This window comes from Pseudomonas sp. 20-5, from assembly GCF_056782835.1.
The window spans coordinates 3,908,328-3,926,181 of the sequence record NZ_CM165584.1 but is presented as its reverse complement, the minus strand read 5'-3'; the positions used below and the strand labels follow the sequence as shown (position 1 = coordinate 3,926,181).

13 protein-coding genes are annotated in these 17,854 nt (G+C 65.6%); 5 read left to right on the top strand and 8 right to left on the bottom strand.

The annotated features are described in order from the left end of the window. Positions 1-12 precede the first annotated feature (12 nt). Both uraD and puuE read right to left on the bottom strand, forming a co-directional pair. The gene (gene uraD / locus AC1RB9_RS18015) at positions 13-528 is read right to left on the bottom strand and encodes a 2-oxo-4-hydroxy-4-carboxy-5-ureidoimidazoline decarboxylase (RefSeq protein WP_003087205.1); all 516 of its coding nucleotides are present in this window, start codon (positions 526-528) and stop codon (positions 13-15) included. Further along, on the bottom strand, positions 525-1,451 hold the full coding sequence (gene puuE / locus AC1RB9_RS18010) for an allantoinase PuuE (RefSeq protein ID WP_003083336.1): 927 nt from the start codon (positions 1,449-1,451) through the stop codon (positions 525-527). Before puuE ends, uraD begins: the two co-directional genes overlap by 4 nt. Before the next feature lie 372 nt (positions 1,452-1,823). Here puuE and uraH point away from each other — a divergent pair, with 372 nt between their 5' ends. After that, a complete protein-coding gene (gene uraH, locus AC1RB9_RS18005) occupies positions 1,824-2,204 on the top strand; it encodes a hydroxyisourate hydrolase (RefSeq protein ID WP_003087207.1) in 381 nt (126 codons plus the stop codon). Positions 2,205-2,444: 240 nt separating this feature from the next. Here the strand turns inward: uraH and AC1RB9_RS18000 are convergent, their stop codons facing one another. Next, positions 2,445-3,794 (bottom strand): NCS2 family permease, encoded by a 1,350-nt coding sequence (locus AC1RB9_RS18000; RefSeq protein WP_003087209.1) that lies wholly within the window; start codon positions 3,792-3,794, stop codon positions 2,445-2,447. Positions 3,795-4,168: 374 nt separating this feature from the next. On the opposite strand from AC1RB9_RS18000, the gene AC1RB9_RS17995 reads away from it, so the two are divergent. Then, a complete protein-coding gene (locus AC1RB9_RS17995; protein WP_003083340.1) occupies positions 4,169-4,948 on the top strand; it encodes a GntR family transcriptional regulator in 780 nt (259 codons plus the stop codon). Between the two features lie 53 nt (positions 4,949-5,001). On the opposite strand, the gene guaD is transcribed toward AC1RB9_RS17995, so the two are convergent. The 5 genes from guaD to alkB2 all read right to left on the bottom strand — a co-directional run bounded on the left by guaD (position 5,002) and on the right by alkB2 (position 12,442). Further along, positions 5,002-6,306 carry a guanine deaminase gene (guaD, locus tag AC1RB9_RS17990; protein ID WP_003083342.1) on the bottom strand — a complete coding sequence of 435 codons (1,305 nt, stop codon included), beginning with the start codon at positions 6,304-6,306 and terminating at the stop codon, positions 5,002-5,004. Between the two features lie 69 nt (positions 6,307-6,375). Further along, on the bottom strand, positions 6,376-7,215 hold the full coding sequence (xdhC, locus tag AC1RB9_RS17985) for a xanthine dehydrogenase accessory protein XdhC (RefSeq protein ID WP_003083344.1): 840 nt from the start codon (positions 7,213-7,215) through the stop codon (positions 6,376-6,378). Between the two features lie 26 nt (positions 7,216-7,241). Further along, positions 7,242-9,641 (bottom strand): xanthine dehydrogenase molybdopterin binding subunit, encoded by a 2,400-nt coding sequence (xdhB, locus tag AC1RB9_RS17980; protein ID WP_003122919.1) that lies wholly within the window; start codon positions 9,639-9,641, stop codon positions 7,242-7,244. Next, positions 9,634-11,088 (bottom strand): xanthine dehydrogenase small subunit, encoded by a 1,455-nt coding sequence (xdhA, locus tag AC1RB9_RS17975; RefSeq protein ID WP_003083347.1) that lies wholly within the window; start codon positions 11,086-11,088, stop codon positions 9,634-9,636. The genes xdhB and xdhA overlap by 8 nt, the downstream gene beginning before the upstream one ends. A gap of 220 nt (positions 11,089-11,308) precedes the next feature. Then, positions 11,309-12,442 carry an alkane 1-monooxygenase AlkB2 gene (alkB2, locus tag AC1RB9_RS17970; protein WP_003083349.1) on the bottom strand — a complete coding sequence of 378 codons (1,134 nt, stop codon included), beginning with the start codon at positions 12,440-12,442 and terminating at the stop codon, positions 11,309-11,311. A gap of 180 nt (positions 12,443-12,622) precedes the next feature. Between alkB2 and AC1RB9_RS17965 the strand changes: the two genes are divergently transcribed. The 3 genes from AC1RB9_RS17965 (at position 12,623) to zipA (ending at position 17,830) form a co-directional block, all read left to right on the top strand. Beyond that, positions 12,623-13,282, top strand: coding sequence for a GntR family transcriptional regulator (locus AC1RB9_RS17965; RefSeq protein WP_003083350.1), 660 nt, complete (start codon positions 12,623-12,625; stop codon positions 13,280-13,282). Positions 13,283-13,307: 25 nt separating this feature from the next. Then, positions 13,308-16,796: a chromosome segregation protein SMC gene (gene smc / locus AC1RB9_RS17960; RefSeq protein WP_003083351.1), complete on the top strand. Its 3,489-nt coding sequence runs from the start codon at positions 13,308-13,310 to the stop codon at positions 16,794-16,796. Positions 16,797-16,960: 164 nt separating this feature from the next. Then, entirely contained in the window at positions 16,961-17,830 is an 870-nt protein-coding gene (gene zipA / locus AC1RB9_RS17955) for a cell division protein ZipA (protein ID WP_003083352.1), read from the top strand. The last annotated feature ends 24 nt before the right edge of the window (positions 17,831-17,854 follow it).

Below are 17,854 nucleotides of genomic sequence, written 5' to 3'. Positions count from 1 at the left end.
TATCCGCAGGCCTCAGAGCTGCTGCAGGCGGAACAGGGCGATCTTGTTGATCTCGGCCAGCGCGGTAGCGAACTCCTCGTCGGCGGAGTGCTGGATGCGTTCCTCGAAGGCCGCCAGGATCTGATGGCGGTTGCTGCCCTTCACCGCCTTGATGAAGGGGAAGCCGAACCTGGCCTTGTAGGCGTCGTTGAGTTCGGTGAAGCGGGCGAACTCCTCGGCGCTGCATTCGTGAATCCCGGCGCCGGCCTGCTCGGAGGTGCTGGAGGCGGTCAGTTCGCCACGGATCGCCGCCTTGCCGGCGAGGTCCGGGTGGGCGTTGATCAGCGCCAGCTGGGCCTCGCGGCTTGCCGACAGGAGAATGTCGGCCATGCGCTGGTGCAGGCCCTCGATATCGTTGAGGCTGTCGTCGATACCCAGGTCATAGGCCTTCTCGGCGACCCAGGGGGAGTGTTCGTAGATGTCGGCGAAGGCTTCGACGAAGGCCTCGCGGGACAGCGAGGCGGGGGTCAGGGTCTGGAAACGGCTCATGCCTCGGTCTCCTGGAAAGGATGCTCACGGTGCCAATGGCGGGCGATGTCTTCGCGGCGGGCGAACCAGACCTTGTCGTGGCTCTGCGCGTACTGGATGAAGCGCTCCAAAGCGGCCATCCGCGCCGGGCGACCGATCAACCGGCAATGCAGGCCGATGGAGAGCATCTTCGGCGCCGTCGCGCCTTCTTCGTAGAGCACGTCGAAGGCGTCCTTCAGGTACTGGAAGAACTGCTCGCCATTGTTGAAGCCCTGCACCTGGGTGAAGCGCATGTCGTTGGTGTCCAGGGTATAGGGAATCACCAGGTGCGGTTTCTCCGCGGTGCTGGCCGGGTCCCAGTAGGGCAGGTCGTCGTCGTAGGTGTCGGAGTCATAGAGGAAGCCGCCTTCCTCCATCACCAGGCGCCGGGTGTTCGGGCCGGTGCGTCCGGTGTACCAGCCCACCGGGCGCTGGCCGGTGAGTTCGGTGAGGATGCGGATGGCTTCGAGCATGTGCTCGCGCTCCTGGGCCTCGTCCATGTACTGGTAGTCGATCCAGCGGTAGCCGTGGCTGCAGATTTCGTGGCCGTCGGCGACCATCGCCCTGATCACCTCAGGGTTGCGCTGCGCCGCCATGGCCACGGCGAACACGGTGAGCGGCACGTTGCGTCGCTTGAACAGCTTGAGCAGGCGCCAGACCCCGGCGCGGCTGCCGTATTCGTAGAGCGATTCCATGCTCATGTGGCGCACGCCCTGCAAGGGCTGGGCAGCCACCATCTCGGAAAGGAACGCCTCGGACTCCTTGTCGCCATGCAGGACGCAGCGCTCGCCACCTTCTTCGTAATTGAGCACGAAGGACAGGGCGATGCGCGCATCGCCGGGCCAGTGAGGGTGGGGAGGGTTGTTGCCGTATCCGATCAGGTCGCGTGGGTAGTCAGCGCTCACAGCAGTGTTCCTTATTGTGGATGGGGCGGCGGGCCGGACGGGCCGGGGATGCCGTGATGGATTTATTGTATACAAGTTTGCCTGCGGTCTGTAAATACAATCCTGCTTGCCGATCCCTGCCATTCATCCAGCAAAAAACCTGCCCGACTGGTCAGTTAGCGAAGAATGAGGCCCTGCGGGGTGGGGCTTGTGGAAGGAATGCCCGATTTCGGGGCGGCTGCCGCATTTTCGGTTGTGGCGGTGTTTTTTGTATACAATTCATCGAAGGATAACTTATATTGCTTCGCAAGCGGCTCCCTGGCGGGCTGCAAGCGAGCGGCGCCGGGCAGGTCCCGGAGCGATCCCCATCGAACGAAGGCAAGAGGAGGAGTGGTGTCCGCCAGCGGGCGCCCGCAACCCATGGGACGTTTGACCACGCATGTACTGGATTCCGCACACGGCTGCCCCGGCCATGGCATCAAGATCGAGCTGTACCGGGTAGAAGGCCAGCAACTGGAACTGATCGCCACCACCCTGACCAACCACGACGGCCGCTGCGACCAGCCGGTGCTGCAAGGCGAGGACTTCCGTCCCGGGGTCTATCAACTGGTGTTCAACGCCGGCGACTACTATCGCGCCCGCGGCGTGCAATTGCCGGAGCCGGCCTTCCTCGACCAGGTGGTGCTGCGTTTCGGCATCGCCTCCGCCGACGATCACTACCACGTGCCGCTGCTGATCTCGCCCTACAGCTATTCGACCTATCGCGGCAGCTAGGTGCGTGCCACGAAACACTGACTCTCCGAGTCCTTTTCCCTGGCCCGCCATCGAGCGGGCTTTTTTTCGTTCGCGGGGAGTGCGCCGAGGGTTGCCGGTTATCCGCCACTCGTGGGCAGGAAGGGAAATGCGGCGCAGGGTACGAATGGGCGGGGGATGAAGCTGCGCGTCGCGAGCCCTGCGGGGCAACGACAGGTTCGAGGCGGATAGCCGCGTGCGGCCATCCGCCATCCGGGCGGGTCAGAGGAAGATGAACTTGGCGACGAAGATCACGAACAACGCATAGAGGCTGGCCGAGACTTCGCGGTGCTTGCCGGTGAGGACCTTCATCGCGACGTAGGTGATGAAGCCCAGGGCGATACCGTCGGCCACCGAGAAGGTCAGCGGCATCATGATCACCGTGACGATCGCCGGGATGGTCTCGGTGTGCTCGTCCCAGTCGATGTGCGCCATTCCGCCCATCATCAGCATGGCCACGTAGATCAGCGCGCCGGCGGTGGCGAAGGCGGGGATCATCCCGGCCAGCGGGGCGAAGAACATCGCGGCGACGAACAGCACGCCGACCACCACCGCGGTGAGCCCGGTACGTCCGCCGGCGGCCACGCCCGCGGCGCTCTCCACGTAACTGGTCACCGGCGGGACACCGAGCATGCCGCCGAACACGCTGGAGGCGCTGTCGGCCTTCATCGCCTTCGACAGATTCTCGATACGTCCGTCCTCCTTCACCAGGTGCGCGCGCTGGGCGACGCCCATGAGAGTGCCGGCGGTATCGAACATGTGCACGAAGAGGAAGGCCAGGATCACGCTGATCATGGTGACGTTGAACGCGCCGGCGATGTCCATCGCCAGGAAGGTCGGCGCCAGGCTCGGCGGCGCCGAGAACACCCCGCCGTACTGCACCAGGCCGAGGGCCCAGCCGACCAGGGTGACGCTGAGGATGCTGATGAGGATGCCGCCGAACACCCGGCGGTACTCGAGCACGGCGATCATCAGGAAGCACAGTGCCGCCAGCAGCGGGCCGGGCGAGGTGAGGTGGCCGAGCTTGATCAGGGTCGCCGGGCTGGCCACCACGATGCCGGCGGTCTTCAGGCCGATCAGGCCGAGGAACAGGCCGACTCCCGCACCCATGGCGAACCTGAGGCTGCGGGGGATGCTGTTGAGCAGCCATTCGCGGACCCGGGAGAAGGTCAGCAGCATGAACATCACCCCGGAGATGAACACCGCGCCGAGGGCGATCTGCCAGCTGTAGCCCATGGTGCCGACCACGGTGTAGGTGAAGAAGGCGTTCAGCCCCATTCCCGGCGCCAGGCCCACCGGCCAGTTGGCGTACAAGCCCATCAGGAAGCAGCCGAGGGCGGCCGCCAGGCACGTGGCGACGAACGCCGCGCCGTGGTCGATGCCGGCGTCGGCCATGATGTTGGGATTGACGAAGATGATGTAGGCCATGGTGATGAAGGTGGTCAGCCCGGCCGCCAGCTCGGTCCTGACCGTCGTACCATGCTGGCGGAGCTTGAACAGGCGTTCGAGCAGGCCGGTGGCGGGCGGTGTCGCAGCGTAGATCCCTTGTTCTTCTTGTTTGGTGCTTTCCACAGCAGGTACTCCTCATCGCTCTTGTTGTTAGGTCCTGCGGGCCGGTTGGTTACCAGGTCCCTGACGCGGCTCGAAGGTGATGTGAGGGCACGATTTTCTGACCTTTGGGTCAAGAACTCGTGCGAGCGATTATGCCTTTGTATACAAAAAGGTCAAAGAATGTTTGAGGGTGTTTCGCCACATTTTTATCAGCTTTCCGTCACGCGTCCTTCCGGGCGGTGCCGCGCGCTCGGAACGAGGGGCGGAAAGGGGTGGTGCGCCGGATGCCGCTGCTTGTGTACACTATTTCGCTATCAGCCGCCGGCGTGCCTCACCCACGCCCGTGAGCGAGGATCAGCCCAGGCCACAAGCCGGACGCACAAGGTTCGAGACCGATGACCGATCAGTTGCAACACATCAGGAAGCCGCCGCGCACCGGCAAGGCTGCCCGCAGCGGTACCCAGGACGAGATCGTCTACGCCCACATCTTCGACGCCATCCTCGAACAACGCCTGGCCCCCGGCACCAAGCTGAGCGAGGAAGCGCTCGGCGAGATATTCGGCGTCAGCCGCACCATCATTCGCCGCGCCCTCTCGCGCCTGGCCCACGAGCAGGTGGTGCTGTTACGGCCGAACCGCGGTGCGGTGGTCGCCAGCCCGAGCATCGACGAGGCCCGGCAGATCCTTTTCGCCCGCCGCACCGTCGAGCGCGCCATCACCGAACTGGCCACCGACAACGCCACCGCCGAGCGCCTGGCCGAGTTGCGCGAGATGGTGGTGCAGGAACAATCCAGCTTCGCCCGTGGCGACCGGGGCGCCGGCATCCGCCTGTCCGGCGAGTTCCACCTGAAGCTCGCCGAGATGGCGCGCAACGCTCCTCTGGTGAGTTTCCAGCGCAGCCTGGTGTCGCAGACCTCGCTGATCATCGCCCAGTACGAAAGCGGCGGTCGCTCGCACTGCTCGTTCGACGAGCACAACGAGATCCTCGACGCCATCGAGAAGGGCGACAAGGAGCGCGCGGTGACCCTGATGATGCACCACATGGAGCACATCGACAGCAAGCTCAACCTGGAGAGCGACAACGCTTCCGGCGACTTGCACGCGGTGTTCTCGCACCTCCTCGGCGGCAAGAAGAAGCCACGCCGGGCCAAGGCCGACAGCGATTCGGCGGCCTGATCCGAAGCATTGAAAAGCCCCGCGATGCGGGGCTTTTTCGTTTCCGCCGGGAGTCAGTCGCGGCGATGCACCGAGCGACCGGCGGCGAAGGTTTCCTTCACCGTGCGGTCGTCGCCGAGGATGGTCAGCGCGAACAGCCGTTCGGCCAGGCTGCCGGCCTGGCTCAGGCGGTAGGAGAGCAGCGGGGTGGCGTGGTAGTCGAGGACCACGAAGTCCGCCTCGTTGCCGGTGGCGAAGCTGCCGATCCGGTCGTCCAGCTCCAGCGCACGGGCGCCGCCGAGGGTGGCGAGGTAGAGCGACTTGAACGGATCGAGGCGGGCGCCCTGCAACTGCATGACCTTGTACGCCTCGTTCAGGGACTGCAGCTGGGAGAAGCTGGTGCCGGCGCCGACATCGGTGCCGAGGCCGACCTTGACCTTGTAGCGCTCCAGCTTCGGCAGGTCGAACAGACCGCTGCCGAGGAACAGGTTGGAGGTCGGGCAGAACGCCACCGCCGAGCCAGTCTCCGCCAGGCGCTGGCATTCGCCGTCGCACAGGTGCACGCCATGGGCGAACACCGAGCGCGGCCCGAGCAGGCCGTGGTGGTCGTAGACGTCCAGGTAGCCGCTGCGCTCGGGGAACAGCTCCTTCACCCACTCGATTTCCTTGAGGTTCTCCGACAGATGGGTGTGCAGGTATACGCCGGGATGCTCGCGCAGCAGCCGCGCCGCCATGTCCAGCTGTTCCGCGGTGCTGGTCGGGGCGAAGCGCGGGGTCACCGCGTAGAGCAGACGGCCCTGGCCGTGCCAGCGCTCGATCAGCGCCTTGCTGTCGCGGTAGCTGCTCTCGGCGGTGTCGGTCAGGTAGTCCGGCGCGTTGCGGTCCATCATCACCTTGCCGGCGATCAGGCGCAGGTCCAGGCGCCGGGCGGCCTCGAACAGCGATTCCACCGATTGCCGGTGCACGCTGCCGAAGACCAGCGCGGTGGTGGTGCCGTTGCGCAGCAGTTCCTGCAGGAAGATCTCGGCGACCTGGTCGGCATGGGCCTGGTCGCCGAATTGGCGCTCGGTGGGGAAGGTATAGGTGTTCAGCCAGTCCAGCAGTTGTTCGCCGTAGGAGGCGATCATCCCGGTCTGCGGGAAATGGATGTGGGTATCGATGAAGCCGGGGGTGATCAGCGCGTCGCGGTACTCGAAGACCTCGACCTCGCCGATCTCGCCGAGCAGGGTTTCGGCGTCACCGAGGCGAGCGACCTTGCCGTCCTCCACCAGCAACAGGCCGTCCTCGAAGTATTCGTAGGAGCGTTCGACGCCGACCTCCGCGGGGTCGGCGATGCTGTGCAGGATGGCGGCGCGGTAGGCTTTGGCGTTGCGGGTCATGGCAGTCTCGAAAAAAGGTTCGTGGGAGGTCCGCCGCCTGGCGGCGGACGCGGGGGAGCGGGGGGCCGCTCAGGATTCGTGGGCGCGGCGCGACTCCGGGGTCAGCCGGGTGACGCTCGACGGCCCCTGCTTGCGTTCCAGGCCGAAGGCGGCGTTGTAGGTGGCGATCACCTCGCCGGCGATGGAGATGGCGATCTCCGCCGGCAGCTTGCCTTTCACCTGCTCCAGGCCCATCGGGCAGCGCATCCGTTGCAGGCGTTCGGCGTCGACGCCACGTTCGCGCAGGCGGTGCTCGAACTTGACGCGCTTGGTCTTCGAGCCGATCAGGCCGAAGTAGGCGAAGTCGTTGCGCGCCAGGATCGCCGCGGTAAGCTCCAGGTCCAGCGGGTGATTGTGGGTCATGACGATGAAGTGGCTGCCGGGCGGCATCCGCTCGACCTCGTCGAGCACTTCGTCGTTCACCACTTTCTCCACGCCGTCGGGCAGGAGCGCGGGAAATTCGTGTTCCCGCGAATCGATCCAGCGCACCCGGCAGGGCAGGCTGGCGAGCAAGGGTACCAGGGCGCGACCGACGTGGCCCGCGCCGAACACGGCGATGTGTGCCTGCGGCTGGCCCATCGGCTCGAACAGCAGCACCGTGGCGCCGCCGCAGCACTGGCCGAGACTGGCGCCCAGGCTGAAGCGCTCCAGGCGGGTGTCCTGGGTCCGCGCGGCGAGCATTTCCCGGGCAATGGCCTGGGCCCTGTATTCCAGGTGGCCGCCGCCGATGGTGTCGTAGAGCCGCTCGGCGCTGACCACCATCTTCGAGCCGGCGTTGCGCGGGGTCGAGCCGCGTTCCTCGATGATGGTCACCAGGACGCAAGGTTCGCCGCTACGCTGCAACTCGGCCAGGGCGCTGATCCAGTTCATCTCGTCATCCTCCCGATCGCGGCGGTTCAGGCCGGTTCGACCGCGGCGTCCGCCGCTTGCGCCTGGGCGGCCTTCAGCCGGCGCATCTGTTCCACGCCCCAGAGCACCCGCTCGGGCGTCGCCGGCGCGTCGATGGCGGGTTGCGCGCGGTAGTCGGCGAGGCTGGCCACGGCGTCCTTGATCGCGCACCAGACCGAGATGCCGAGCATGAACGGCGGCTCGCCCACGGCCTTGGAATGGAACACGGTCTGCTCCGGATTCTTGCGGTTCTCCAGCAGTTTCACCCGCAGGTCCAGCGGCATGTCGGCGACGGCGGGAATCTTGTAGCTGGCCGGGCCGCTGGTCATCAGCTTGCCCTTGGCGTTCCAGACCAGTTCCTCCATGGTCAGCCAGCCCATGCCCTGGACGAAGCCGCCTTCGACCTGGCCGATGTCGATGGCCGGGTTCAGCGAGTCGCCGACGTCATGCAGGATGTCGGTGCGCAGCATGCGGTATTCGCCGGTGAGGGTATCGACTATCACCTCCGAGCAGGCGGCGCCGTAGGCAAAATAATAGAAGGGCCGGCCACGGGCCTGCTCGCGGTCGTAGAAGATCTTCGGCGTGCGGTAGAAGCCGGTGCTGGACAACGAAACCTGGCCGAAGTAGGCCTGCTGGACCAGTTCCTCGAACGGCAGGATCAGCTCGCGGATACGCACCTGGTTGTTGCGGAACTCGACGTCTTCCTCGCTGACCTTCCAGTGCCGTGCGGCGAACTCCACCAGGCGCCGCTTGATGGTTTCGGCGGCATTCTGCGCGGCCTTGCCGTTCAGGTCGGTGCCCGAGGAGGCGGCGGTGGGGGAGGTATTGGGTACCTTGTCGGTATTGGTGGCGGTGATCTGGATGCGCTCCACGTCGACCTGGAAGACCTCGGCGACCACCTGGGCGACCTTGGTATTGAGGCCCTGGCCCATCTCGGTGCCGCCATGGTTCAGGTGGATGCTGCCGTCGGTATAGATGTGGATCAGCGCACCTGCCTGGTTGAGGAAGGTCGCGGTGAACGAAATGCCGAACTTCACCGGGGTCAGCGCCAGGCCTTTCTTCAGGACCGGGCTGGCGGCATTGAAGGCACGGATTTCCTCGCGGCGGCGGGCGTACTCGCTGCTCGCTTCCAGCTCGGCGGTCATCTCCGCCAACAGGTTGTGCTCGACGGTCTGGTGGTAATGGGTGACGTTGCGCTCGTTCTTGCCGTAGTAGTTGAGCTTGCGCACCTCCAGCGGGTCCTTGCCCAGGCTGCGGGCCACGGCGTCCATGATCTCCTCGATGGCGACCATTCCCTGGGGCCCGCCGAAACCGCGGTAGGCGGTGTTCGAGGCGGTGTTGGTCTTGCAACGGTGGCCGTTGATGGTGGCGTTGCCGAGGAAGTAGGCGTTGTCCGAGTGGAACATGGCGCGGTCGACGATCGAGCCGGAGAGGTCCGGCGAATAGCCGCAATTGCCGGCCAGGTCGATCTGGATGCCGTGCAGGCGGCCATCGTCGTCGAAGCCGACGTCGTATTCGACGTAGAACGGGTGACGCTTGCCGGTGATCTGCATGTCCTCCATGCGCGGCAGGCGCATCTTCGCCGGACGCCCGGTGTGGTAGGCGACCACCGCGCACAGGCAGGCCGGCGCCGCGGCCTGGGTTTCCTTGCCGCCGAAGCCGCCGCCCATGCGGCGCATGTCGATGACGATGCGGTTGAAGGAAACCCCGAGGACCTCGGCCACCAGCTTCTGCACTTCGGTGGGGTTCTGGGTCGAGCAATAGACGATCATGCCGCCGTCTTCGCTGGGCATTACCGAGGAAATCTGCGTCTCCAGGTAGAAATGCTCCTGGCCGCCGATGTGCAGCGTGCCTTGCAGGCGATGCGGCGCGCCGGCCAGCGCGGCGGCGGAATCGCCGATGCGGTGCTGGTGGCTGTCGAGGACGAAATGGCGCTTGCGCAGGGCCTCGACCACGTCGAGCACCGGCTCCAGGTCTTCGTACTCGACGATCGCCGCCATGGCCGCCTTGCGCGCGGTTTCCAGGCTGTCGGCGGCGACCGCCAGGACCATCTGTCCGACATACTCCACCTTGCCATCGGCCAGCAGCGGGTCGCCGGCCACCACCGGGCCGATGTCGAGCTGGCCGGGAACGTCGGCGGCGGTGAGGGCGATGGCGACGCCGGGGAACTGGTAGCAGGGCGTCACGTCGAGGCGGGTGATGCGGGCGTGGGCGCGCTCGCTCAGGCGCGCATAGACGTGCAACTGGTTGGGAAACTCCAGGCGATCGTCGATGTAGATCGCCTCGCCGCTGACGTGCTTGGGGGCGCTTTCGTGCTTGACGCTGCGGCCGACTCCGGTGGTCAGCTCGGCGCGGAACAGGTCGGCCAGCTCTTCCTGGCTCTTGTGCGGCTTGCGATGGTTAGACATAGGCGGTCACCCGGGTTTCGACGGCGGGAGCGTGCAGCTCCAGGAAGCATTTGCGCAGCAGGTTCTGCGCGGTCAGCAGGCGATATTCCTTGCTCGCGCGGAAGTCGCTGAGCGGGGTGAAGTCGTTCGCCAGGGCGGCCGCGGCGCGTTCGAAGCTGGCGGCTTCCAGGCGCGCGCCTTGCAGCGCCGCTTCGCAGGCGGCGGCGCGCTTGGGAATCGCCGCCATGCCGCCGAAGGCGACCCTGGCGCGGGCGATCCGGCCATCTTCCAGGTCGAGGCTGATGGCGGCGCAGACCGCGGAAATATCGTCGTCGATGCGCTTGGAGACCTTGTAGGCCTTGAACGCCTGGCTGGGCCGGGCACGCGGGACCAGGATCTTCTCGATGAACTCGCCTTCTTCGCGGGCGGTGACCTTGTAGTCGAGGAAGTACTCCTCCAGCGGCAGCTCGCGGCGCCGTTCGCCGCGGCGCAGGACGATCTTCGCGCCGAGGGCGATCAGCAGCGGCGGGGCGTCGCCGATCGGCGAGGCGTTGCCGATATTGCCGCCGAGAGTGCCCTGGTTGCGGATCTGCAGGGACGCGAAACGCTGCAGCAACTCGCCGAAGTCCGGGTAGTCCGCGGCCAGCGCCTGGTAGCAGTCGGTCAGCGGGGTGGCGGCGCCGATTTCCAGGCAGTTGGCGCCCACTTCGATGCGTTTCATTTCGCGGATGTGGCCGACATAGATCATCACCGGCAGTTCGCGATGGAACTGGGTGACCTCCAGCGCCAGGTCGGTGCCGCCGGCCAGCAGGCGTGCCTGCGGATTAGCGCCGTAGAGGTCGGCCAGGTCGGCGACGGTGAGCGGCAGCAGGCAGCGCCGGTCACCGCTGTTCAGCTCGGCGGTTTCGCGCGGAGCGATGGCGCGCAATTGCTCGATGGTGGCGGCTTCCCGGGCGTCGAACTGGTCTGCGCGCTTGTGGCAGCAGGCCTGCTCGGCGGCGTCGAGGATCGGCCGGTAGCCGGTGCAGCGGCAGAGGTTGCCGGCGAGCGCCTCGTGGGCCTTGGCCGGATCGGCGCCGGCGCTGTTCTTCTGCAGGGCGAACAGCGACATGACGAAACCCGGCGTGCAGAACCCGCACTGCGAGCCATGGCAGTCGACCATCGCCTGCTGCACGTCGTGCAGGCGGTCCTGGTGCTTGAGGTCCTCGACGGTGATCAATTGCTTGCCGTGAAGGGCGGAAACGAAGGTCAGGCAGGAGTTCAGGCTGCGATAGCGGATGCGTTCGGCACCATCCTCGCCGGTGACCAGTTCGCCGACCACCACGGTGCAGGCGCCGCAATCGCCGGAGGCGCAGCCTTCCTTGGTGCCGGTCTTGCCGAGGTGCCGGCGCAGGTAGTCGAGGACGGTGAGGTTGGGGTCCAGGCGTTCTTCGACGCGGATCTCCCGGTTGAGCAGGAACCTGATCAAGGCGTGCCTCCAGGCGGGTTCTTGTTATTGAATTCTAGGCCTTGCAGGAGAACCGGCCGGAGTGGGGCGGTTTCCGCACAGGGCTCCACGGTAGGAGCTATGGAGGCGAATCTAGAAAAAACTGACTTTTGAGTCAAATAATTTTTTGACCTGTAGGTCAGTCAGTTTGCCCATAAACGAAAACGGCACCCGAAGGTGCCGTTTCCCAGGGGCGGGACGCTCAGATGCGCTGGGTGTCGGTAAGCTGGTATTCCTCGCCGGCATAGTAGGCGCGCACCTTCGGGTCCATCACCGCGCGCCAGAGCGGTGGGAACAGGGCGAGGACGATCATCCCGGCGTAGCCGTTGGGCAGTTGCGGGCTGCTGTCGTAGTGGCGCAGCACCTGGTAGCGGCGCTTGGCGTAGGCATGGTGGTCGGAATGGCGCTGCAGGTGGAAAAGGAACAGGTTGGTCAGGAGGAAATTGCTGTTCCACGAGTGTTCCGGCGTGGTGCGTTCGTAGCGGCCGTTGTCCAGGCGCCGCCGATGCAGGCCGTAGTGCTCGACGTAGTTGACGATCTCCAGCAGGGTGAAGGCCATCACCGACTGGCCGAGGAAGAAGATCGCTCCCAGCCAGCCGAAGGCCAGGCTGAAGCCGAGCAGGAAGAGGGCGCTGATGGCGTACCACCAGATCAGCTCGTTGCGCCAGTGCAGGGCCGGCAGGCCCTTGCGCTTCAGGCGCTCGGCCTCCAGGCGCCAGGCGTTGAGGAAGTTGTGCTTGTAGGCGTGCGGGAGGAACGAGTAGAGGCTCTGGCCGTAGCGCGAGGACGAGGCATCTTCCGGGGTCGAGACGTGTACATGGTGGCCGCGCACGTGTTCGACCTTGAAGCCGGCATAGCACACCGCCGCCAGCAGCAGGCCGCCGGCGTTCTGTTCCAGTTGCGGGTCCTTGTGGATCAGTTCGTGGGAGACGGTGATGCCGATGGCGCCCATCACGGTGCCCACCGACAGGATCCAGCCCAGTTGGCCGACCCAGTCCCAGCGGGTCTCGTGGGCGAGGATCCAGCCGGACCAGACGAGCATGCCCAGCAACAGCGGGACGGTGGCCAGGGACAGTACGCGGTAGTAGCCCTGTGCTTCCATCTCCGGCACTTCGCTGGCTTCCTCGGGGTTGGCCGGATCGCGGCCGACGATGGCATCGAGGATCGGGATCAGCCCGAACACCACGCTGATCACCAGCCAGGGCCAGGCGTTGGGGTAGTCGCTACCGAGCGACCACCAGTAGCTGAGCGGGATGCCGAGCACCGCGATCAGCCAGATCCAGTAGCCGTACTTTTTCAGACGCAGCATCCAGGCAGAGGAAAGCGAGGCAAACATGGGAAGTCCTCGTATTTATCTTGTTAGATTGTCTGACAATTGTCCTCCCTTGACCGGCCTGCCCCATCCCAACCTTCGTTCTGTCCGCCGCTTCGCCGGGAAGCCGGCGGGGTAACGCCCTGTGTTACACTTCCCATCCATATACCCCCGGAAAACGCGCCCCTGGATAAAAGGATCACCATGACGTTCAAGGCCCCGGACAGCCTGGCAGAGCAGATCGCCCACCACCTCGCGGAACGCATCATCCGGGGAGAACTCAAGGAACGGGAACGTATCCAGGAGCAGAAGGTCACCCAGACCCTCAACGTCAGTCGCGGCTCGGTCCGCGAGGCGCTGCTGATTCTCGAACGCCGCCACCTGGTGAACATCCTGCCGCGCCGCGGCGCCCAGGTGTCCGAACTGTCCCCGCAACATGTGGAAAGCCTCTACGCGCTGATCGTGCAGCTCTACATCCTGCTGGCGGAAAGCGTCGCCCGGCGCTGGCGCAGCGAAGCCGAGCTGGCACCGTTCCTGGTCATCCAGCAGCGCCTGCTGAACAACCTGGCGCAAAGCGATATCGACGGCTTCGTCGAGGCCAGCTTCGACATCATGCGCGCGGCCTTTCCTTTCGCGAACAATCCCTACCTGCAGGAGACCGTCGAAAACCTGCTGCCGGCGGTGAGTCGCGCCTACCACCTGGCGCTGGAACGGCGCAAGGCGGAAATGAACCAGTTCCTCGGCAGTTTTGCTCAGCTCCTGCAAGCGGTGATCGCCCGTGACGAGGCGAGGATCCGCGAGGTCCTGCTGGAATACGGCCGCCACAACTGCCAGCTGGTGCTGGCCGCGCTCGCCGAACGCTGATGGCGACCCTGGCGGGAGCGCACGCATGCGCCTGAAGAGCATCAAGCTGGCGGGGTTCAAGTCCTTCGTCGATCCGACCACGGTGAACTTCCCCAGCAACATGGCGGCAGTGGTAGGGCCGAACGGCTGCGGCAAGTCGAACATCATCGACGCGGTGCGCTGGGTGATGGGCGAAAGCTCGGCGAAGAACCTGCGCGGCGAGTCGATGACCGATGTCATCTTCAACGGCTCGAATACCCGCAAGCCGGTGAGCCAGGCGAGCATCGAGCTGATCTTCGACAACGCCGAGACCACACTGGTGGGCGAATACGCCCAGTACGCCGAGATATCCATTCGCCGGCGGGTCTCGCGGGATGGGCAGAACACCTATTTCCTCAACGGCACCAAGTGCCGGCGGCGCGACATCACCGACATCTTCCTCGGCACCGGCCTGGGGCCGCGCAGCTACTCGATCATCGAACAGGGCATGATCTCCAAGCTGATCGAGGCGCGTCCGGAAGACCTGCGCAACTTCATCGAGGAAGCCGCGGGCATTTCCAAGTACAAGGAGCGCCGCCGCGAAACCGAAAGCCGCATCCGTCGGACCCAGGAAAACCTGGCACGCCTCACCGACCTGCGCGAAGAGCTGGGGCGGCAACTGGAACGCCTGCACCGGCAGGCCCAGTCGGCGGAAAAATACCAGGAGCACAAGGCCGAGGAGCGCCAGCTCAAAGCCCAGCTGGGTGCCGTGCGCTGGCGCGACCTGAACGAGCAGGTCGGTCAGCGCGAGCGGGTCATCGGCGACCAGGAGATCGCCTTCGAGGCCCTGGTGGCCGAGCAGCGCGGTGCCGATGCCGGCATCGAACGGCTGCGCGACGGCCATCACGAGTTGTCCGAACGCTTCAACCAGGTGCAGGCACGCTTCTATTCGGTCGGCGGCGACATCGCCCGGGTCGAGCAGAGCATCCAGCATGGCCAGCAGCGCCAGCGCCAGTTGCAGGACGACTTGCGCGAAGCCGAACGGACCCGCCAGGAAACCGAATCGCACCTCGGGCATGACCGTACCTTGCTCGCGACCCTGGCCGAGGAAATGGCCATGCTCGCACCGGAACAGGAACTCAGCGCGGCCGCCGCGGAAGAAGCGGGCATCGCCCTGGAACAGGCCGAGCAGGGCATGCAGGCCTGGCAGCAGCAGTGGGATGCCTTCAACCAGCAGAGCGCCGAACCCCGCCGCCAGGCCGAGGTGCAGCAGTCGCGCATCCAGCACCTGGAGCAGAGCCTGGAGCGCCTGCAGGATCGCGAGCGGCGCCTGCAGGAGGAGCGTGGCCAGTTGGCGGCCGACCCCGAGGACGCGGCGATCCTCGAACTCAACGAACAGGTGGCGATCGCCGAACTGGCCCTGGAAGAACTGCAATTGCAGGAGCAGGGCCAAGCCGAGCGACTCGAACAATTGCGCCAGGAATTGCAGCAACTGGCCGCCGAACAGCACCAGGCGCAGGGCGAGTTGCAGCGCCTGAACGGGCGCATCGCTTCGCTGGAGGCCCTGCAGCAGGCCGCTCTCGATCCCGGACAGGGCGCCTTGGAGTGGTTGCGCGAGCAGGGCCTGGAACAACGTCCGCGCCTCGCCGAAGGCTTGCGTGTCGAGCCGGGTTGGGAGCTGGCGGTGGAGACCGTGCTCGGCGCGGATCTGCAGGCGGTCTTGCTGGACGGCTTCGACGGGCTCGCCCTGGCCGGCTTCGGCAAGGGCGAGTTGCGCCTGCTCAGCCCCGCTCGCGGAGCCGCGACGGCGGCCGGTTCGCTGCTGGACAAGGTCCGCGCCGACGCCGACCTGAGTCCCTGGTTGGCCCGGGTGAAACCGGTGGAGACCCTGGAACAGGCGCTCGCCCAGCGCGGCGCCCTGGACGACGGCGAGAGCCTGATCAGTCGCGATGGCTACTGGGTCGGCCGGCACTTCCTGCGGGTCCGGCGCAGCGACGAGGCCCAGGGCGGCATGCTCGCCCGCGCCCAGGAACTGGAGGCGTTGCAGGAGCGGCGGGAGGCCCTGGAAACCCGTGTCGCCGAAGGCGAGGAGCGTCTGGCTGCGGCCCGCGACGAGCAGCGCGAGCTGGAAGGCGCGCGCGAGCAGGTGCGGCGCCAGGTCCAGGAGGAGGGGCGCCGGCACGGCGAGCTGAAGGCGCAGTTGTCCGCGCAGCAGGCCAAGGTCGAGCAACTGGTACTGCGTCGCCGCCGTCTCGACGAAGAAGTGGCGGAACTGGCCGAGCAGCGCGCGCTGGAACAGGAGCAACTGAGCGAGGCGCGCCTGACCCTGCAGGAAGCGCTGGATAGCATGGCGCTGGACACCGAGCGCCGGGAAACCCTGCTGGCGGAGCGTGACGCCCTGCGCGAACGGCTCGACCGGATTCGCCAGGATGCCCGCACCCACAAGGACCATGCGCACCAGTTGGCGGTGCGGGTCGGCTCGCTGAAGGCGCAGCACAATTCCACCCAGCAGGCCCTGGAGCGCCTCGACCAGCAGTCGGCGCGCCTCAACGAGCGTTGCGAACAGCTCAACCTCAATCTGGAGGAGGGGGCGGCACCGCTGGAAGAGCTGCGCATGAAGCTCGAGGAGTTGCTGGAGCGGCGGATGGCCGTCGAGGACGAACTCAAGCAGGCGCGGCTGGCCCTGGAAGACGCCGATCGCGAACTGCGCGAGGTGGAGAAGCGCCGCGGCCAGGCCGAGCAGCAATCGCAACTGCTGCGTGGTCAGCTGGAGCAGCAGCGCCTGGAGTGGCAGGGGCTGGTGGTGCGGCGCAAAGCCTTGCAGGAGCAGCTCGCCGAAGACGGCTACGACCTGCATACGGTACTGGCCAACCTGCCCCTGGATGCCAGCGAACGCGATTGGGAGGAGCGTCTCGAGAGTCTCGCGGCGCGCATCCAGCGTCTGGGGCCGATCAACCTGGCGGCGATCGAGGAGTACCAGCAGCAGTCCGAGCGCAAGCGCTACCTGGACTCGCAGAACGACGACCTGGCCGAAGCGCTGGAGACGCTGGAAAACGTCATCCGCAAGATCGACCGGGAAACCCGCAATCGTTTCAAGGAAACCTTCGACCAGATCAATGCTGGCCTTCAGGCATTGTTCCCGAAGGTATTCGGCGGCGGTACGGCATATCTGGAACTTACCGGCGAAGATCTACTCGATACCGGTGTGGCGATCATGGCGCGTCCGCCGGGCAAGAAGAACAGCACCATCCACTTGTTGTCCGGCGGGGAAAAGGCGCTGACCGCGCTGGCGCTGGTATTCGCCATCTTCCAGTTGAACCCGGCGCCGTTCTGCATGCTCGACGAAGTCGATGCGCCATTGGACGATGCCAACGTCGGACGTTATGCGCGATTGGTGAAGGAGATGTCGGAAAAGGTGCAGTTCATCTATATCACCCACAACAAGATCGCCATGGAAATGGCCGATCAGTTGATGGGCGTGACCATGCATGAGCCGGGCTGTTCACGGCTTGTTGCAGTTGACGTGGAAGAGGCGGTCGCATTGGCTGAAGCCTGAGTGTCAGGCAGTGTAAACTTGTGCATGGGCATGTTAGTTTAATGGCCACTTTTTGTATCGCGTGGGAAAGTTCTGTCAGAACAAGGTTGGCTCCACGTTTCAAGGGACAGGACGTCCTTTTTTCATTTTTTATTCACCATTTTCACTAGGGGCTACGGAATTACATGGATATCGGTCTGCGCGAATGGCTTATCGTTATCGGGCTTATCGTGATCGCCGGCATTCTCTTCGACGGTTGGCGGCGGATGCGGGGCGGCAAGGGCAAGTTGAAGTTCAAGCTCGACCGCAGTTTCGCCAATCTGCCGGACGACGACGGCGACTCGGCTGAACTGCTGGGGCCGGCGCGCGTGGTCGAGCATCGCGAGCCATCCTTCGACGAACAGGACCTGCCCAGCGTCAGCGCCCGCGAAGCCAAGGAACGCAAGGGCGGCAAGCGCCAGGAAGAGCCGCGCCAGGGCGATCTGGACCTCGACGAGGGGCTGGCCCTGGAGGCGGACCCGAGCGATGCCGCCGAGACGGTGGAGCCGCGCAAGGGCAAGTCGAAGGGCCGCAAGGAGAAAGAGCGGGAGAAAGCCCCTGCGGTTGCTGCCGAACCTGCCCCGGTCGACGAGGTGCTGATCATCAACGTCATCGCCCGCGACGAGAGCGGCTTCAAGGGGCCGGCATTGTTGCAGAACATCCTCGAGAGCGGCCTGCGCTTCGGCGACATGGACATCTTCCATCGCCACGAAAGCATGGCCGGCAATGGCGAGATCCTGTTCTCCATGGCCAATGCGGTGAAACCGGGCACTTTCGACCTGGACGACATCGACAACTTCAGCACCCGCGCCGTGAGCTTCTTCCTCGGCCTGCCGGGGCCGCGCCATCCGAAGCAGGCCTTCGACGTGATGGTTGCCGCCGCGCGCAAGCTGGCCCACGAGCTGAACGGCGAGCTGAAGGACGAGCAGCGCAGCGTGTTGACCGCCCAGACCATCGAGCACTACCGCCAGCGCATCATCGACCATGAGCGTCGCAGCCTGATGCAGAAGCGCTGATCCGGCCACAGCCCCTTTCTTCGT